Origin of the sequence: Alienimonas sp. DA493 (assembly GCF_043951915.1) — a bacterium.
Lineage (GTDB): Bacteria > Planctomycetota > Planctomycetia > Planctomycetales > Planctomycetaceae > Alienimonas.
Genome location: NZ_JBINJD010000015.1, coordinates 1 through 17,086, shown reverse-complemented (window position 1 = coordinate 17,086; position 17,086 = coordinate 1). Strand labels below are relative to the sequence as shown.

General features: G+C 69.4%; 10 protein-coding genes. 3 read left to right on the top strand and 7 right to left on the bottom strand.

Annotated features, from left to right (window positions below; translation table 11 throughout):
* The first annotated feature begins 34 nt into the window (after positions 1-34).
* Both ACG2DA_RS03895 and ACG2DA_RS03890 read left to right on the top strand, forming a co-directional pair.
* Positions 35-2,488, top strand: coding sequence for an ATP-binding protein (locus ACG2DA_RS03895; RefSeq protein ID WP_395254158.1), 2,454 nt, complete (start codon positions 35-37; stop codon positions 2,486-2,488).
* A gap of 110 nt (positions 2,489-2,598) precedes the next feature.
* Positions 2,599-3,330, top strand: coding sequence for a hypothetical protein (locus tag ACG2DA_RS03890; protein WP_395254157.1), 732 nt, complete (start codon positions 2,599-2,601; stop codon positions 3,328-3,330).
* Positions 3,331-3,333: 3 nt separating this feature from the next.
* Here the strand turns inward: ACG2DA_RS03890 and ACG2DA_RS03885 are convergent, their stop codons facing one another.
* The 3 genes from ACG2DA_RS03885 to ACG2DA_RS03875 form a co-directional block, all read right to left on the bottom strand.
* Positions 3,334-4,791: a sulfatase gene (locus tag ACG2DA_RS03885; RefSeq protein WP_395254156.1), complete on the bottom strand. Its 1,458-nt coding sequence runs from the start codon at positions 4,789-4,791 to the stop codon at positions 3,334-3,336.
* A 124-nt stretch (positions 4,792-4,915) separates the two neighbouring features.
* Entirely contained in the window at positions 4,916-5,971 is a 1,056-nt protein-coding gene (locus tag ACG2DA_RS03880) for a 3-oxoacyl-ACP synthase III (protein ID WP_395254155.1), read from the bottom strand.
* Positions 5,972-6,087: 116 nt separating this feature from the next.
* The gene (locus ACG2DA_RS03875; RefSeq protein WP_395254154.1) at positions 6,088-6,309 is read right to left on the bottom strand and encodes a hypothetical protein; all 222 of its coding nucleotides are present in this window, start codon (positions 6,307-6,309) and stop codon (positions 6,088-6,090) included.
* A 338-nt stretch (positions 6,310-6,647) separates the two neighbouring features.
* Between ACG2DA_RS03875 and ACG2DA_RS03870 the strand changes: the two genes are divergently transcribed.
* Positions 6,648-7,286, top strand: coding sequence for a DUF1990 family protein (locus ACG2DA_RS03870; RefSeq protein WP_395254153.1), 639 nt, complete (start codon positions 6,648-6,650; stop codon positions 7,284-7,286).
* 39 nt (positions 7,287-7,325) lie between these two features.
* Here ACG2DA_RS03870 and ACG2DA_RS03865 read toward each other — a convergent pair whose 3' ends face one another.
* The 4 genes from ACG2DA_RS03865 to ACG2DA_RS03850 form a co-directional block, all read right to left on the bottom strand.
* A complete protein-coding gene (locus ACG2DA_RS03865; RefSeq protein WP_395254152.1) occupies positions 7,326-8,981 on the bottom strand; it encodes a CRTAC1 family protein in 1,656 nt (551 codons plus the stop codon).
* Positions 8,982-9,112: 131 nt separating this feature from the next.
* Positions 9,113-11,983 carry a multiheme c-type cytochrome gene (locus ACG2DA_RS03860; protein WP_395254151.1) on the bottom strand — a complete coding sequence of 957 codons (2,871 nt, stop codon included), beginning with the start codon at positions 11,981-11,983 and terminating at the stop codon, positions 9,113-9,115.
* Positions 11,984-12,013: 30 nt separating this feature from the next.
* Positions 12,014-15,493: an efflux RND transporter permease subunit gene (locus tag ACG2DA_RS03855; protein ID WP_395254150.1), complete on the bottom strand. Its 3,480-nt coding sequence runs from the start codon at positions 15,491-15,493 to the stop codon at positions 12,014-12,016.
* Between the two features lie 67 nt (positions 15,494-15,560).
* The coding region (locus ACG2DA_RS03850; RefSeq protein ID WP_395254149.1) for an efflux RND transporter periplasmic adaptor subunit at positions 15,561-17,086 on the bottom strand (1,526 nt) is incomplete at its 5' end.

Below are 17,086 nucleotides of genomic sequence, written 5' to 3'. Positions count from 1 at the left end.
GATCCGTCGTCGCCTCTTTCGTCGTCCCCGTTTCATGTCCTCGCTGCCCGCCTACGAGACGCTCGGCCAATTTTATCTCGGCCGGGAGCACGACCCCGCCACCGGGAAGACGGGCGAGGACTATTATCTGTACGACTCCCGCGACCTGACGACGCACGCCGTCGTCGTCGGCATGACCGGCTCCGGCAAGACCGGCCTCTGCCTGAGCCTGTTGGAGGAAGCGGCGATCGACGGCGTGCCGGCGCTCTGCATCGACCCGAAAGGCGATCTGGGGAACCTCGCCCTCGCTTTCCCGGATTTAAAATCGAGCGACTTCCGCCCCTGGGTGGACGCCTCCGCCGCGGTCGCCGCCGGGGAAACGCCGGACGAGTACGCCGCCAGCACGGCCCAGCGCTGGCGAGAGGGCCTGGCGGAGTGGGATCAGGACCCGGAGCGAGTCGGCCTCTACAAACGCAGCGCCGAGGTCACGATCTACACCCCCGGCAGCGACGCCGGCGTGCCGATCACGGTCTTAAAATCCTTCGCCGCCCCGCCGGAGGCCGTGCGGCAGGACGCGGAGGCGTTCCGGGAGAAGGTCTCCGCCAGCGCCGCGGGGCTGCTCTCGCTGATCGGGCTGGACCCGGACCCGGTCGCCAGCCGGGATCATATTCTGCTGGCCAACTTGCTCGATCACGCCTGGCGGGGCGGGGAGGACCTGAGCCTGCCGGAATTGATCCGCCGCATCGCCGATCCGCCGTTCGACCGCGTGGGGGTGTTCGATCTCGAATCGTTCTATCCCCGCAAAGACCGCACCGGCCTGGCGATGCGGGTGAACAACCTGCTCGCCTCGCCCACCTTCGCCGGCTGGTTGAAGGGGGAGCCGCTGACGATCGACTCGCTGCTCTATACCGCCGACGGCCGGCCGCGGATCAGCATTTTATCGATCGCCCACCTGTCGGAGGCGGAGCGGATGTTCTTCGTCACCCTGCTGTTGGGCGAATTTCTCACCTGGACCCGTCAGCAGAAGGGCACCGGCAGTTTGCGGGCGCTGCTGTATATGGACGAGGTGTTCGGCTACCTCCCGCCGATCGGGGAGCCGCCGACGAAACGGCTGTTTCTCACCCTGCTCAAACAGGCCCGGGCCTACGGCGTGGGCCTCGTGCTGGCGACCCAGAACCCGGTCGACGTGGATTATAAAGCCCTCTCGAACGCCGGCACCTGGTTCCTCGGCCGGCTCCAGACGGAGCGGGACAAAATGCGGGTGCTCGAAGGTCTGGAGGGCGCCAGCCTGCAGGCCGGGGCGCGCTTCGACCACGCTCGCATGGACGAGGCCCTCGCCGGGCTGAAAAGTCGGCAGTTCGTCGTCAACAACGTTCACGACGACGGCCCGGCGTTCCTCACGACCCGCTGGGTCCTCAGCTACCTCGCCGGCCCCCTGACCCGCGGGCAGATCGGCGAATTAATGAAGGAGAAGAAGGCCCGTCACGCCGAGGCCCCGCGGGGCCTCGGCATTAACAGGGACGAACCCGCCGCCCCCGCCGCCGCCCAACACGCCCGGCCGGTGCTGCCCGCGGGCGTGGAGGAATTGGCCCTGCCGGCCGACCGCGTGCCCACCGGCAGCCGCACCGTGCTGCGGCCGGCGCTGTACGGCACGGCGCGGCTGCACTACGTCAGCACGACCTATCATCTGGACGAGTGGCGGGAGGTGAGCGTCTGCACGCCGCTCCGCGGTTCGATCCCCGCCGACCCGTGGGACGACGGCCTGGAAAACGTCCCCGCCGGCGCCCCGGGCCCGCTGGACCGGCACTACGACCCGTCGCGGGTCGAGTTCGCCCCGGCCCCCGCGGATCTCGCCGGGGCGAAAAATTACGAATCCTGGCAGGGCAAGTTGAAGGAGCACCTGTACCGCGAACGGCGGCTGACGATCTATCAATGCCGGGAGTTGAACGAGGTCAGCGAGCCGAACGAGGACGAACGAGACTTCCGCGTCCGCCTGACCCAGGCGGCCCGGGAGCATCGAGATCGGGAGGTGGAAAAGCTCCGCCGCAAATACGCCACGAAAATCCGCTCGGCGGAGCGGATGATCGCCACCGCCCGCCGCCGCGTGGCCCGCGAACAGGAGCAGGCCGACCGGGCGAAGCAGGACAGTTACCTCAGCCTGGGCGGTTCGCTGCTGGGGGCGTTGTTCGGCCGGAAGTTATTGAGCAGCACGAACGTCCGCCGGGCCTCCACCGGCATGCGAAGCCTCGGCCGGGCCAGCGATCAAGCGGACGACGTGGGCGAGGCCCGGGAGCTGGTCGACGAGCGGGAGGAGCATCTCGCCGCCATTGAGGAAGAACTTGCCGCGGAGGTCGCCGCGTTGGAGGAGAAACTCAACCCCCGCAATCTGGAACTGACGTCCAAAACGATCGCCCCTCGCAAAAGCGACATCACCGTCGCCCCGCTGGCGGTCCTGTGGCGGCCCTGGGCCGTGGACCGCAGCGGGATCGCCGAGCCGGGGTGGGGGTGAGCGATACGAGTTCAAACCCGAGTTGCTGCGAACCGGCCTGCGTCCAATACTGTCTGTCCGGCATTCCCGATTTGTAAGCCTAACTGTTCTAGCAGACGGAACTGTGTCCTATGGAGCTGCCTGACGAAGTTCGCGAGCCCTTCGTAAATGTCTCGTTCCAGACTGCTGCTCTACACGAGCGCTGGAACATGTATAGGCAGTTGTACGCCGACACAGACGGGGCACTCGAGCTGATGAACGCCTCCGCAAGTGCGTTCTTTGGGAATCTGCAAAGGCTTTGGCTAGACTACACGGTTATCGAAATCTGTCGCCTCACCGATCCGGCCGAGACTGGACCGAAAACAAACCGAAAGCAGAATCTGACGTTAGAGAAGATCACGTTCCTTCTACGGGAACACGGTCTCGACCGATTGGTGCCGGAAGACGGTTTAAGTAAGGTCGACAAGGCCTGTCGACCGCTTAGGCAACATCGAAACCGTTGGGCTGCGCATTTAGACTTTGCAGAGAATACCGACCCGAATCACCGCGCCTTGGAAGGAACTGCAAGGGCTCAGATTGAAGCTGCCTTGAATGCGATTCGTGAGTTCCTTAACGAAGTGCACTTTGCGTCATCCGGCGAACACTGGGCGTACGAATACGGAGTGCCGATCGGGGATGGTCATGACTTACTTGAATGTCTCTGTCGGGCGGAGGCGTTCAGAGAACTCGAAAGGACGAACTGGAGGGTTCGATTGCATCGGCGGTCAGTGGGCGACAGGTCCATAAGTGAAGGACTCTACCCAATCACAGAACTTCGATGTTCGCCTGATGGCGTCGGAGATGAACCATCCCATGATGCTTAAAGTTTACTTCGGAAACATCTCCGCCTTGCTCGGCCGGGGGCGTTGGCGGGGGGGCTTGGGGTTGCCGGTTTCGCGGTCAAACTCGTCCGGGCTGCGGAGCGGCGGGCGGGGGTCGGCGGTCTCCTCGGTCCACTCATCCAGGGCCGTCCGCAGGTCGGTCAGCACGTCGGCGTGGCGGGGGTCGGCGGCGAGGTTGGTTAATTCGTGCGGGTCCTCCCGCAGGTCGTACAGCTCTTCGGCGGGGCCGGGGGTGAAGATCGCGGCCTGCTCCGGGGGGAGCGACGGCCGCAGGTTTTGCATCGCCCGGAACGTGGGGCTGCGGACGGCGTCGGCCGGCGGGGTGTTCGGCAACTCCGGGGCGAGGTTGCGGATGTATTTAAACGCCGTCGTGCGGACCGACCGCTGGCTGGCGTCGTAGTCGTGCCAGTTCTTTTCGGAGAAGGCGAACTCGCGGATCGGCTCACTGTTCGGGTTCTTCAACAGCGGCAGAAAACTCTCGCCGCGGCCGTCTTTCAGCGGGCCGGCGTCGCAGAGGTCGAGGATCGTCGCGGAGACGTCCACGCTGCTGACCAGACGCTCGCAGGTCGCCCCCGCCGGCGTCACGCTTGGCAGGCGGGCGAGCAGCGGGGTCTTCACGCCGCTGTCGTAGAGCGTCGTTTTGCACCGCGGGAAGGGGCGGCCGTTGTCGCTCATAAAGAGCACCAGCGTGTTCTCCGCGACGCCCTGCCGGTCCAGTTCCGCCAGCACGTCGCCGACGTAGCCGTCCAGCCGGGTCACCTCGTCCATATAATTCGCGAGATCGTTCCGCGTGCCGTAGACGTCCGGCAGGAAGGGCGGGACGACCGCATCGGCGGCGTCGTAGGGGTTCGGGATCGTGTCCGCGGCGTAGTCGCGGTGCGGGTCGAGGGCGGCGAACCACATGAAGAACGGTTTGTTCCGCGGGCGGTTCTCCAAGACCGGGACCCAATCGGCGCAGCCGCTGGGGTTCTTTCCGGCCGTCATTTCCAGCGGCTGGCCGTCCGAACCGGTGGGCAGCACGAAGCCGCCGGAGCCGGCTTCGACGACCAGATCGAACCGGTCCTTCACTTCATTACCAAGGTGCCACTTGCCGACCGCCGCGGTGAAGTAGCCGGCGGCTTTGAGGCGTTCGCTGAAGGTTTCGTTGCGGCCGGGCAGGGGCCAGTGGAGTTGTTCGGCGTCGGTTTCGTGCGGGTATTTGCCGGTCAGCAGGCTGGCCCGGCTCGGGCTGCACGAACTGATCGTCAGCACGGCGTTCGTGAACTGCACGCCCTCCGCGGCCAGCCGGTCGATATTCGGCGTGCGGAGGTGCGGGTGCCCCTGGCAGCCGAGGTCCCCGTCGCCTAAATCGTCAGCGATGATGAGGACGACGTTCGGCGGGGCCTCCGCCGCGACCGCCCCGGGGGCGAGCAGAAACGCGAACAGCAGGGCGGGGCGAAACACGGCGACTCCGGGGCGGACGGGCGAGCGAACGGCCGATTCCAACGGCGGCCGTTGCCGAACGCCAGCGCCCGCGGAACGCGCGCCGCCTCACGGCGACGGCGAACCGGGAGAACATTTCCGGTTCTCACCACTCCCAGCCGAGCATCACACAGTTCAGGCCGCTGCCGATGCCCAGCCAGACGATCTTCTCGCCGGACCGGAACGCCCCCGCGTCCGCGGCGATCGCCGCGGCGGTGGGGAGGGCGGCGGCGCCGGTGTTACCGTGCTCCCCGACGGTGGGGTGGTCGAGGGCGGGGTCCAGCCCCAGCGCCTCGAACAGCAATCGTTGGTGAGCCCGGCCGACCTGGTGCGTGACGGCGTGGTCGGGGGTGTCGGCGGTCCAGTCGAGTTGGGCGCTGAAGTCGTCCCAGGTGCGGCCAGCCAGGGCGACGCCGGCGTGCAGCAGGGCTTCGCTGTCGGTCGTCATGCGGGGGCGGCCGAGCGCGTCCAGTTCGTCCCCGCCGGTGCACAGGGCGGCGTGGGAGGTATCCGTCCGCACCGCCCCGCCCAGCAGCTTGGGGGCGTTCGGGGCGAGGTCCTCGTCGCACAGCACGACCGCGGCGGAGCCGCTGCCGATCGTCAGGCTGGCAAAAGCTGCCTTCACGTCAGCCCGATTTGTATTCGGGTCTTGTAACAATGACTCGATCGTGCCCTCGACGAGGTCCCGTCCGGTCTCCGTCCCCACGGCCACGCCGGCCCGGATGCGGCCGGATTCGATCAGATCCGCGACGAACAGCAGCCCGTTCAGCACGCCGAGGCAGGCGTTCGAGAGGTCCAGCACGAAGCCGGCGCCGTTGGGCAGATTGCAGGCCGAATGGACCGCACAGGCGGTCGCCGGTTCGAGCCGGTCGCGGCAGACGCTGCCGTGCACCAGGGCGGCGACGTCCGCCCGCTGCAGCCCGTGGTCCCGCTCGGCCCGGTCGAGGGCGGCGTTGGCGCTGCGGGCACTGATTTCCCCGGGCTTCGTACCGGGCGGGTAGAACCGGCGGGCGCGGATGCCGGTCATCAGTTCCAGCCGCCCGGCCGGCAACCGCAGGCGGTCGTAGACGGGGGCGAGCCGGGCTTCGAGTTCGTCGCTGCTGACGACCTCCTCCGGCGGCGTGCAGGCGAGGCCGGCGAGACGGACGCGGGTGTAACGCATCCGGGGAAGCTACCGGAACGACGCCTTCAAAGCACCAAAGGACAAGAGACAAGAACCAACGCCCGCGACCGGGCTCCTGTTGGTTCTTGCCTCTTGTCCCTTGGAATTTCCTCGCCTCAGCGAGGTTTCATTCCGAAGTGTCGTTCGAGTTCGGCCAGCTGGGTCAGGGCGGCGTTGCGGCTGGCGACGACTTTTTCCGTCGGTTCCTGGACGTCCATCGTCAGGCTGCTGCGGACGAACCGCAGTCCGGTCTCGAGCATCTCCCGCTGCTGCGGGGAGAGGGATTCGACACTGGCGCCGATGCCGCGGGCGGCGTCGGGCGGGGCGGCGGTGGGCACGGGCGAATGCTCCGTGGAGGGAGGGGGCGAAGAAATCGGGTCCATGACGGCGGCCGACGCGAATGGTAGCCCTCGGGGGGCGGCTGCTCAACGGGCGGGAGCCCGTTCGGGGCAGGGCGGACCGCGTTGGGTGTCGTCAACGGAGTCTGCGAATACCGTGCCGATCACGCGCCAAAATGCTGCCTCATTTTCTCCCCCCGCGGAAGTTCGCGCTTGACCGGGGGCAAAGCGAAGTCCGCGCCCGCCCCGCCCGGCCAAGTTCTTCCCCGCCGGTCCCGAACGGAGACCGGTCCCGGCGTGAAGCGTCCGGCCGGCGGCCGGTTGGTTGGGCGAACGCGATGCCGAGCCTCACCCGTCCCACCGCCGATCGCCTCGCCGGCCTGCTGGCGGCGTCCGCCGACGCCGCCCCGACGCACCGCCCGCGCGGGCTGGAGGGGGCCGGCGACCGCTGGGCCTGCGGCGGGCTGCTGCGGACGGGGCACCGGGTGGATCTCGGCCGCGGCCCGGCGGTCTTCGCCGCCGCCCGGGACACGCTGCGTCGCTGGGGGCAGTTTCCGGATTGGGCCGAGGTGCGGGCCGGCGATTGCCTCGGCCCGCCCCCGCCGCCGACGAAGGGCGCCCAGCTGTGCGTCGTGGCCCGGGGCGGGGGGCTGTGGTGGTCGAACCCGGTGCGGATCTACGAGGTGCGGGACGAACCGGACTGCTTCCGCGTGGCCTACGTCACCCTGCCGGGGCACGTCTGCCGGGGGGAGGAACGCTTCGCCCTGACCCGCGAGGCGGACGGCCGCATCTGGTACGACGTGCGGGCCGACAGCCAGTTGGCCCACCCGTTGGCGAAGCTCGCCGGGCCGCTGGTCCGGCGTCGGCAGGCGGAGTTCGCCCGCGACAGCCTCGCCGCGATGCGCCGGGCCGTCGCCGCGGCGGACGAACTGGTGCCGCGACCTTCCGGCCCGGCGACCAATCTTGTCGTCGCCTGAACGTCCCGTTGCCGCCTGAACGTCCGCCCTGTCAGCCGCTCAGCGGTCGGGACGTTCGATGCGCAGAGCCCGGTTCGTCGGCACATCGGTCAGCGTACGCTCCGCCCCGTCCGGCCAGACGACCCGCACCGTGGCCGTTTCCGCCCCGCCCAGACCGAAGGTCAGCGGCAGTTCGACCTGCGACAAATAGCCCCGGGTCGGATTGACCGTTTTCCGCTGCGCCCGCGGTCCCGTCGGCCCGGCGACCGTCACCGTGACGGTCGCCCCGATCGCCCCTGGGTTCGCCCCGTCGCCGACGACCGTCGCCCGCAGCCAGCGCCGGCCGAGGGCCTGATCGTTGCGGAACAGCCGCGGCGGCCCGCCCAGTTCGGTGAGAAGCAGGTCCTGATCGCCGTCCAGATCGACGTCCGCCGCCGTCACCGCTCGGCCGACGAACGGTTCCTGAAAGTCGTCCCCCACGCTCTCAGGCCCCAACGGGAGGAACTCCGGCCCCCCGGTTTGCAGGCCCGCGTTCCAGAACAATCGCGGAGGTTGGGCGTAGGTCATGCCCGGCTGCACGCGGGCGATTTCCGGTTCGAGGTGCCCGTTGGCGGCGACGAGACCCGGCCGCCCGTCGAGGTCCGCGTCGAGCCACAGCACGCCGAAGGTGAGGTCCGGCCGCGTGGCCGCCCCCAACCCGGCCGCGGCGGCCTCGTCGGCGAACAGTCCCGCCCCGCGGCGGGAGGCGTAGAGGGCCGTCATCTCCGCGGCGAAGTTGCCGATCGCCAGCGCCAAATCCCGGTCCCCACGGAGCGTCGCCGCGTCGACGCCCATCGCCCCCCGGGCCAGGCCGTTTTCGTCGAACGCCACCCCGGCCCGGACCCCGGTCTCCACGAACCGTCCCGGCTCGCCCTCGGCGGTTTGATTGAGGAACAGGAAGTTCCGCACGGTGTCGTTCGCGACGAACGCATCGAGGTCGCCGTCCTCGTCCACGTCCGCGAACGTCAGCCCGAGGCTTTTGGCCAGCGGCTCTCCCGTCGCTGGGTTGAGAACATGGAAACCGGCCTCCGCGGCGACCTCGGCGAAGCGGCCGTCGCCGTCGTTGCGGTACAGCCGGGGCAGGGCGCCGCCGAAGGCCCGCGGGCGGCCGTAGCCGCGTTCGTCGCCGGTGAGGGTGAACGGCTGGGCGCGGTCCGCCTCGCGACTCCACTCCAGATAATTGAGCGTCAATAAATCCAGATCGCCGTCGCCGTCGGCGTCGAACCACCCGGCGGCGGTCGTCCAGTCCTCCGCGGCGCCGCCGGTCCCCGTCGCCGCCGTGACGTCCTCGAATCGCCCCCCGCCGCGGTTCTGATAGAGCCGGTTCTCCCCCAACGCGGTGAGATACACGTCCGGCAGCCCGTCGGCGTTGTAATCCCCGCAGGCGACGCCCATCCCGTACGCCGGGCCGTCCAATCCGCTGCCGGCGGTGACGTCGTTGAACTGACCCGTCCCGTCGTTCCGATAGAGCCGCGGGCCGGAGGGCGGCGAGTCCTCACCTTCCCACGGCCAGCGGGCGGAGTTCGTGAATAAGACGTCCGGGTCGCCGTCGGCGTCGAAGTCGAAGAACGCCGCTCCGCCGCCCATCGTTTCCGGCAATAACTTCTCGCCGCGGGCGCCGGTTTGATGCTCAAACCCGGCCAGGCCGGCCTCGGCCGTGACGTCGACCAGCGGCACGCGGGGCGGCGTAGGAGCGGGACGCGACGGGACCGGCGGCGGGACGGGGCGCTCCGCCTCGCAACCGCACGCCAGACAGCCGAGCGCCGCCAAACGGATCAGACCGGCCAGTGGAGAATGCGGGGAGTCGTTCACGGCGCCGCGACCGTCGGCCGGAGGCTTGGGGCGGGCGTGCTTCGCTGCCGGAACTCGACGGCGGGATCACTGGCCGCGGGCGCGGCGGCGTCGGGCGACGTCAGTTCGTAAATCATCGTCGCCTCCGCGGCTCTCGCCGCGTTGGGATACTTCTTTCGGGCCGCTCGCAGCGCCCGGGCGGCGGCGACGTCGTCCGGTTTATATTGGGCGTGCAGGGCCCGCAGGGCGTCCGCCCGCTCCGTCTCGCCCCGCTCCCGGTGCAGCCGGGCGAGGTTGTCCAGCGCCGGGACGTTCTCAACGTCCACTTCAAGGACCCGCTCGAACGCGTCGATCGCGAGGCGTTGCAGCCGGTCCCGTTCCGCATCGTCCGCGGCCCGGCGGGCGAGGTCCGTATACGTCCGCCCCAGCAGGTTGGCGACGCGGTCGTCCCCGCTAAAGTCGAACCCGCGGGCGGTCATCTCCTCGGTCGGCGGGCGATCCCAACGGAGCACGTTCAAGAAATTCTCCGCGGCCTCCGCCGGCCGGCCGGCTTCGCGGTTCAACACGCCCCGCAGCCAGTCCGTCGTCCACGACGGCGGCGGTTCGGGATGGGCGACCGCCCGGTCCAGCGCCGCGGTCGCCCCGGCCGCGTCCCCGGCGGCGTGCAGGGCCCGGGCGAGGTTCAGCGCTCCCTCGGCCCGCCCCAGTTCTTCCACCTGGGAAAAAGCGTCCGCCGCCTGCCGCAACTCCGCCTTGCCTTTGAGCAGCGCCCCGATGCCGTAGTCGTTCCACCGTTCCCACGCCGGCGCCTCCCGCGGCGGGTTTTGAACTGCGGCATTTACTTCCGCCGGCAACCCGGCGACGGGGAAGGTGACGGAGTCGGTGCAAATCGTGACGATCGGCGGGCGTTCCCAGTCCTGGCGCAGCGGCGGGTCGTTCGGACGGGCGGCGTCCCGCACGAACCGCATGTAATCCGGGCGAAATTTGCGATACCGCACCCGGGCCGTGACCGTCAGCGGGGCGTCGAGGCCTTCCGGCACCGGCAGCCGATAATGCAGGCTCGTCGCGGCCCCCGGCGGGATCTGGTGATTATAAAGCACGGCGAACAGGTCCCGCACGTTCCGCCGGGCGATGCGGTTGCCGTCGCGATCGACCGGGAAGGTGTCGAACACGTGGGCGGCGGGGTCGACGCTGTCCATCGCCGGTTCGGCCCCGCTTTGCAGCAGCACGCGGTCGCCGCTGGAGACGGTCAGTTCCACCCAGGCCTGATTGCTGTCCGCGGTGCCCTCCGTGAAGGCGTGGCCGAGCGTCAGCGTGCGGACGACGACCTCTAACAACACCGTCTCCCCCGGCGTGAGCGTCGGCACGTCCGGTCGCAGCGGGGCGGTCAGGGCGCCGTCGACCTCGCCGCCCTCCCGCACGCCGAATAAATCGACCCGCAGGCTGTCCCGCAGGATGTCGTTATGAGCGCGATAGGCGTCGGTGGCGCCGTGCAGCCAGGCCAGGGCGGTGTTCGCCCCGCGGAAGGCGTGGTCGTGCACGCTGAGGGCGCCGTCCGGCCCGGGCGTGGCGGCGAAGTCCCCGCTGGGCGTGCGGGGCATGTGGCAGGCGTTGCAGTTCGCGTGGGCTTTCGGCGGATAATAGAACCCGGTCGCCCCGCCGCCGGAGACGCCGGAGAGCCGGAAGGAGTCGTAATGGTTCTGGCCCCGCAGCCATTTGTAGTCGTTCAATTCCTCCGGCAGGCTGACCTTGTGGCAGGTCGCGCAGAACTCCGACGTTTTGTGCAGCGGCTTGAGCATCGACCGCTTGTGCAGCGCCGGCTTGGCCCGCACCAATTGCCGGTTGATCCATTTTAACAGCGGTTCGTCGGCGCCCTCGAAGGGGTACGGCTCCGCCGTTTCGAGCAGATAATCCCCGTTCCCCCGGACGCCGCCGTGCAGGCCGATCTCCGTGATCCCGTGACAGACCGCGCAGGTGATTCCCGCGTGGGCGGTGGGGTCGGTCACGTCCTGATAAAACGGGTCGTCGAACGCCCCGCTGGCCAGCGGCACCGGGTCGTGGCAGCCGGCGCACCAGCGGGCGACGGTCACGTCGCCGTCCCGCTCCATCATCGCCGCCCGCGTCTGGCGGACGGCGGCCAGATAAAACGGGTTATTGAAAGAGCTGTGCTTGTGAGCCCCGAAGGCGTGGGCGGCGGCGGCGTCCGGGTGGCACTCGGCGCAGCGGTCGTCGGTCATCAACCGCTCCGCCGGGATGAACGTCCCGCCGGCGGTGCGGGTCAGGCTGGGTTCGAAGTATTCGGCGCCGTCCTCCGGCGAGGCGGCGTTCCAGGTGCGGGGGTCCAGCGAGTGCGCCCCGCACATCAGCGCCACGAACGCCGCGGTCGCCAGGGCGTAGTTCCGTCCCCGGCGCCAGCGGATCGGACGTCCGGCCCGGCGGTGCAGAACGTATAAACCGAGGCAGAGCGCCGGCAGGGCGACGTGCAGCCAATAGACCGCGTCCCGATCGAGCCGGGCGAACCGTTCCGAGATCGAAAACCCTTCGATCCGGCAGAGCAGCGCCCCGGTGAGAAACAGCCCGACGCTCGCGGCGACCAGCGTCGCCCCGGCCAGCGCCGCGGCCCGATTTCCCCGTCGCCACGCCGTCGCCCCGTGCAGCAGGGCGAACAGCCCCAGCGGCCCGGCGACCAGCGCCCCCAGCGCGACGTGCCCCAGCAGCATCCAGGGCACGAACCAGTTCAGCAGATCCACCCCCGCCGCCCCCAGCGCCCGCACACCGACCAGATAGGCGCTGTTCGCCCCCAACAGCGCCAGCAGCAAGAACGTCGCCCCCAGCAGCACGCGCAACTGCGGACCGACGGCGGGGCGGCGGGCGCGGGCGTTCGACACGCCGCATGATACCGCGTCCGTTCGCCCGGGTTAAACCCCGGCGACCGCGGGGACGAGTTCGTCTTCTTCCTCCTCGGCCCGCAGCTCCTCCACGCCGACGGCGCGGCCGTAGAGGCTGTAGTAGACCGGCAGGAGCACCAGCACGAGACCGGTCGTGACCATCAGTCCGAACGCCAGACTGGCGGCCATCGGCACGAGGATCTGGGCCTGGAAGCTGGTTTCCAGCAGCATCGGGAACAGGCCGGCGACCGTGGTGGCGCTGGTCAGCAGCACCGGGCGGAAGCGGCGGACGCCGCTTTCCATAATCGCCTGCCGCAGCGGGAGGCCGGCCTCGATGCGGTGGTTCATAAAGTCCACCAGCACGATCGAGTCGTTCACGACCACGCCGGAGAGCGCCACGATCCCCATCATGCTGAAAAACGACAGCGGCAGCCCCATCACCCAGTGCCCCAGCACCGCTCCGACCACGCCGAAGGGGATGATGCCGAGGATTAACAACGGCTGGGTGTAGCTGCGGAACTCCAGCGTCAGCAGGGCGAACATGCAGCACAGGGCGATCGACAGTCCCACGAAGATACTGCCGATGCTCTCGGCCCGCTGTTGTTGCTGGCCCTTCCAGGTGACGTCCACGCCGGGGTACTTCGCCAGCACGTCGGGCAGCACGTCCGTCTTGAGCGAATTGACGATCTCCTGCGCGTTGCCCTCCGTCACGTCGACCGCGGAGGTGATCGTGACGCTGCGGCGCCGGTTGATCCGGTTAATTTCGCTGGGGCTGCGGTCGATCGTGATCTCCGCCAGCTCCGTGATCGGCCGGGAGAGGCCGTCGGCGGTGCGGACGCGAATCTCCTCGAAATCGGCCAGGCTGCGGCGGTCCTCGGTGGGATACCGCACCATGATCTTCACCTCGTCCCGGCCCCGCTGGACCCGCATCACCTCCTCGCCGAAGTAGCTGGCCCGGACGGTCTCGAACAGGTCGGCCCGGTTCACGCCGAGGGCGACGGCGTCCGGCTTGAGGTCGAGTTGAATCTCCGCCTTGCCGGGGCGGCTGTCGTCGTCCACGTCGTAGACGCCGGGGAAGTCCGCGAGTTGCTCCTTGACCTCCGCGGCGGCCGCTTCGAGCCGGTCGGCGGCGTTTTTATCGGCGATCAATTTGAACTCGATCGCCTTGCCGCCGGGGCCCATCGAAGGAGCTTCGAAGTTCGCCGCCTCGGCCCCGGCGATCTCGCCAGCCTCCTCCCGCCAGGCGTCGATGATCGTTTTGGAGGTGACGGTCCGCAGGGCGGGGTCGAGGATCTCCGCGAACACCTGCCCGATTTGCCCGCCGCTGCTTTGGGTCGCCTGGTCCGGCCCCTCGCCGCTGGCGTAGCCGACGCCCAGGCGGATCAGTTTGACGGGGCTGCGGCCGTCGACGGTGCGATCTTTATATTGCTCGCCGACCCGCTCCAGGGCGGCGCCGACGCGTTCGACGGCGGCCTCGGTGACCCGGGCGGGGGTGCCGTCGGGGAAGATGATGTTGGCCTGCACGCGGTTGGAGTCCATCTCCGGGAAGAACTCCTGCCGCACGAAGCCGCCGGCGACGAAGCCGAAGCTCGTCAGCAGGGCCGCGACGCTGCCGGCGACGACGATCCCGCGGTGGTCCAAGCTCCACCGCAGCGCCGGTTCGTACGCCTTGGAGATGAACCGCCCCAGCCCCGCGGTGCCGAGCCGGTTGGCCCGGGCGGAGAGATAAAACAGCGTGCCGTAGGCTCCCGCGAAGAACAGCCCCAGCCAACTGAGCAGCCCGGCGACGGTCCAGAGGATCACCTGCCCGACCACCGAGCCGCCCAACGCGCCCAAAACCGCGTACGGCCCGGCAAGCGCCCCGACGCCCGGGAGGTCCAGCGACCGCAGCGTGGAGGGGGTTAGCACGCCGGTCAGCACGCCGACCATCTGCAGCGCGACGAACAGGATGCCCGCCGCCAGCAGATAGCGGAGCGGGCGGGGCGTGCGGCTCCGCATCCGCGCCAGCGCCCCCTCGTGCGGGGCGTGGGCCAGGTGGCAGGGAAGAATTAAAACGCTCTCCAGCAGGGAGATGATCAGGCAGGCGATCACCGTGATCGGCAGGATCGCGATGAATTTGCCCATCACCCCGACCACGAACATCAGCGGGGCGAAGGCGATGACCGTGGTGCACACGCTGGTCGTCACCGAGGGGATCACTTCCGCGGTGCCCTCGATCGCCGCCTTCATGTACGGCTTGCCCATCTCCCGGTGGGCGTAGATGTTCTCCCCGACGACGATCGCGTCGTCCACGAGGATGCCCAGCACCATTAAAAAGGCGAACATGCTGAGCATATTCAACGTCTGCCCGCCGAAATAAAGCATGATGCCGGCCCCGAGAATCGAGATCGGGATGCCCAGCGCGACCCACAGCGCCAGCCGCAGTTCCAGGAACACCGCCAGCACGATGAACACCAGCACCAGGCCCTGCCAGCCGTTGCGGAGCAGCAGCTCCATGCGGTCGCGGACCTCCACGCTGCGGTCGTCCCAGGTGACCAGATCGTAGCCCTCGGGCATGGCCCGGTTGGCGGCGTAGGCGTGCACGGCCGCGGCGATCTGCAATAAGTCTTCGTCGGCGGTGCGTTCGACGGCCACCACCAGGGCGGGCTGCCCGTTGATGCGGGTCGAACTGCTGCTGTCGTCGAAAGCGTCTTTGACTTCGCCGAGGTCGCCGACGGTCAGCGTGACGCCGCTGGGGTCGGTGACGAGAGGGATTTGGCGGATCGCCTCGCCGGTTTCGCCGCGGGCCTCGCCTTTTAAAATGACGTCCTGGGCCGCCCCCTTGAGGGTGCCGCCGGGCAGGTTGAGGTTCTCCCGCTTCAGGACGTTGGCCACGTCCGTCAGGCTCAGGCCGTACTGGCGGAGGTTGTCCTCGGGGATCTCCACGTCGATTTGGAACTCCTTCGCCCCCTGCACGGTCGCCTGGGAGACGACGGGCAGGGCGGTGAGTTCGTCGCGGATCTCCTCGGCGAGGTTCCGCAGGCGCAGCTCCGCGGCGACCGGGTCGGCGCCGGTGGTCTCGGGGGCCGGCCCCAGCACGGCGACGCGGACGGCGGTCTCGCGGAAGGTGAGCTGCCGAACCTCCACCCCTTCCGCCTGCACCGCGGCGGGGAAGGTGCTGATGCGGGCGACGGCGGATTCGATCTCGTCGACCACGGCCTTCACGTCCGGCTCGGACGGGTCGATTTCGACCAGCACGCTGCCCAAGCCCTCCTGGGCGATGCCGGTGACTTCTTTAATCCCGTCCAGCGAGGAGACCGCCTCCTCCACTTTTTGAACGATGGCGCTTTCCACCTCGTCCGGGTCGGCCCCCGGGTAGGGGGCCATGATGAGGGCGACCTCGAGTTCAAATTCCGGGAACACCTCCCGCCGCATCGACCCCAGGCAGACGGCGCCGACCGCCATCAGGGCGACCATCAGCGTGTTCATCGCCGGCGTGTTTTTGATAGCCCAGCGGGCGAGCGACTGCATTTTCTAAGGCGGAAGGGAGAGGGCGGAGGGCGGAGGGCGGAAGGAACGGCGGCGGCGGGGCGGGGCGTCAGCCGCCGGCGGCGGCGGGTCGGGAATCCCCCTCGGCGGCGGCGACGCCGCTGGGGACGGACGCGGGAGCGGCGTCGTCCCCTCCGCCTTCCGCCGTCTCCCGTACGTCCTCGGACGGGTCGCCGGCGACGCGGACGTTCATGCCGGGGGTCGCGCCGGGCAGCGGGCTGACGACCACGCGGTCGCCCGGCTCCAGCGCGGCGCCGGTCGGCGGGATGAGCACTTTGCCGCCGACGATCGCCGCGACCGGCAGTTCGGCGATCCGTAATTTGCCGTCCCGCACCGCCCAGACGCGGTTGCCGGGGCGGACGGCCTGCTCCGGCACTTCCAGCAGGGGCTCGGCCGGTTCGGTGTGCACCTGCACGTTGACGTACATCCCGCGGGCCAGCACCGGCGGGGCGGCGATCGGCAGGGCCCCGCGGCCGCCGGCCATGGAGACGCTCCGCGGGTCGTCCACCACCACCAGGCAGGGCACGGTGCGGGTGCGTTCGTCCAGGCCGGCCCCGTCGACGCGGCTGAGCGTGCCGTTCCAGGTGTAGGTGTTGCCGGCGAGGTCGTAATTGACCGTCACCGGGACCGACGGCAGGGCGTAGGCGGCGGCGGCGGGGGACAGCTCCTCCGCCCCGGCCGTCGGCTGCGCGCCCTCCGGCGGGTGGGCGAGGATCCAGGCGACGTCCTTCATCCGCAGGTTCGTCCGCACCTCCGCCTTGCTGGCGTCGCTGACGGTGAACAACGCCCCGCCCTGCTGCACGCGACCGCCTTCCTCCACGTCGGAGCTGACGATCACCCCGTCCACCGGGCTCTTCACCACGGTGCGTTCGAGGTCCAGCTTGGCCCGTTCGAGGTTCGTCTCGGCGAGTTCCTTCTGAACTTCCAACCGCTCCTGCTGGGCGTTGAGCAGGCGCAGATTATTGGCGGCGGTTTGCAGCTTGTCCTTGGTCTGAAGCTCCGCCCGGCGGGCCTGCTCGACGGCGGCCTGCGAGCCGCTGCCGCGCTGCTGGAGGCGCTCCTCCCGGGCGGTTTCGCCCTCGGCCAACTCGGCGTCCTTTTTGGCGATCAACACGGTCGCCTTGGCGTTTTCAATCTGCACCGCCAACTCCGCGAGGCTGCTGTCGGCGGCCCGCACCTCGGCTTCCAGGCGCTTCACCTCCAACCGATACGTTTCCGGGTCGATCGTCAGCAGGGGTTGGCCGGCGGTGACGTAACGGCCGCTGCGCAGGGCGGGGTCCATGGAGACGACCCGGCCGCCCACCTCCGCCCCGACGTTAATCAGCCGGTAGGGCACCACGACGCCGTCGCTGCGGACGTTCAGCCCGCCGACGTGCCGGGTGACGTCGGCCACCTCGACCAGCGGCGGCGGGGAGACGCGGCTGACCGGTCGGGCCGGCTCCTTGAGGTTCTTCAACACCACCAGCGCCGCGATCCCCGCGGCGACCAGCGCCAGCGAGAACGCCCCGTCGATCAGCTTGCGGCGGTCCGACTTCGGTGCCCGCGCGTAGCGGTCCGCGGCGGCGGTCTCGCCCG

Bases quoted from the DNA above. Each gene is read 5' to 3' on its own strand.
- ACG2DA_RS03895 (WP_395254158.1), top strand. From the start codon at position 35: ATGTCCTCGCTGCCCGCCTACGAGACGCTCGGCCAATTTTATCTCGGC.
- ACG2DA_RS03890 (WP_395254157.1), top strand. From the start codon at position 2,599: ATGGAGCTGCCTGACGAAGTTCGCGAGCCCTTCGTAAATGTCTCGTTC.
- ACG2DA_RS03880 (WP_395254155.1), bottom strand. From the start codon at position 5,971: ATGCGTTACACCCGCGTCCGTCTCGCCGGCCTCGCCTGCACGCCGCCG.
- ACG2DA_RS03870 (WP_395254153.1), top strand. From the start codon at position 6,648: ATGCCGAGCCTCACCCGTCCCACCGCCGATCGCCTCGCCGGCCTGCTG.
- ACG2DA_RS03855 (WP_395254150.1), bottom strand. From the start codon at position 15,493: ATGCAGTCGCTCGCCCGCTGGGCTATCAAAAACACGCCGGCGATGAAC.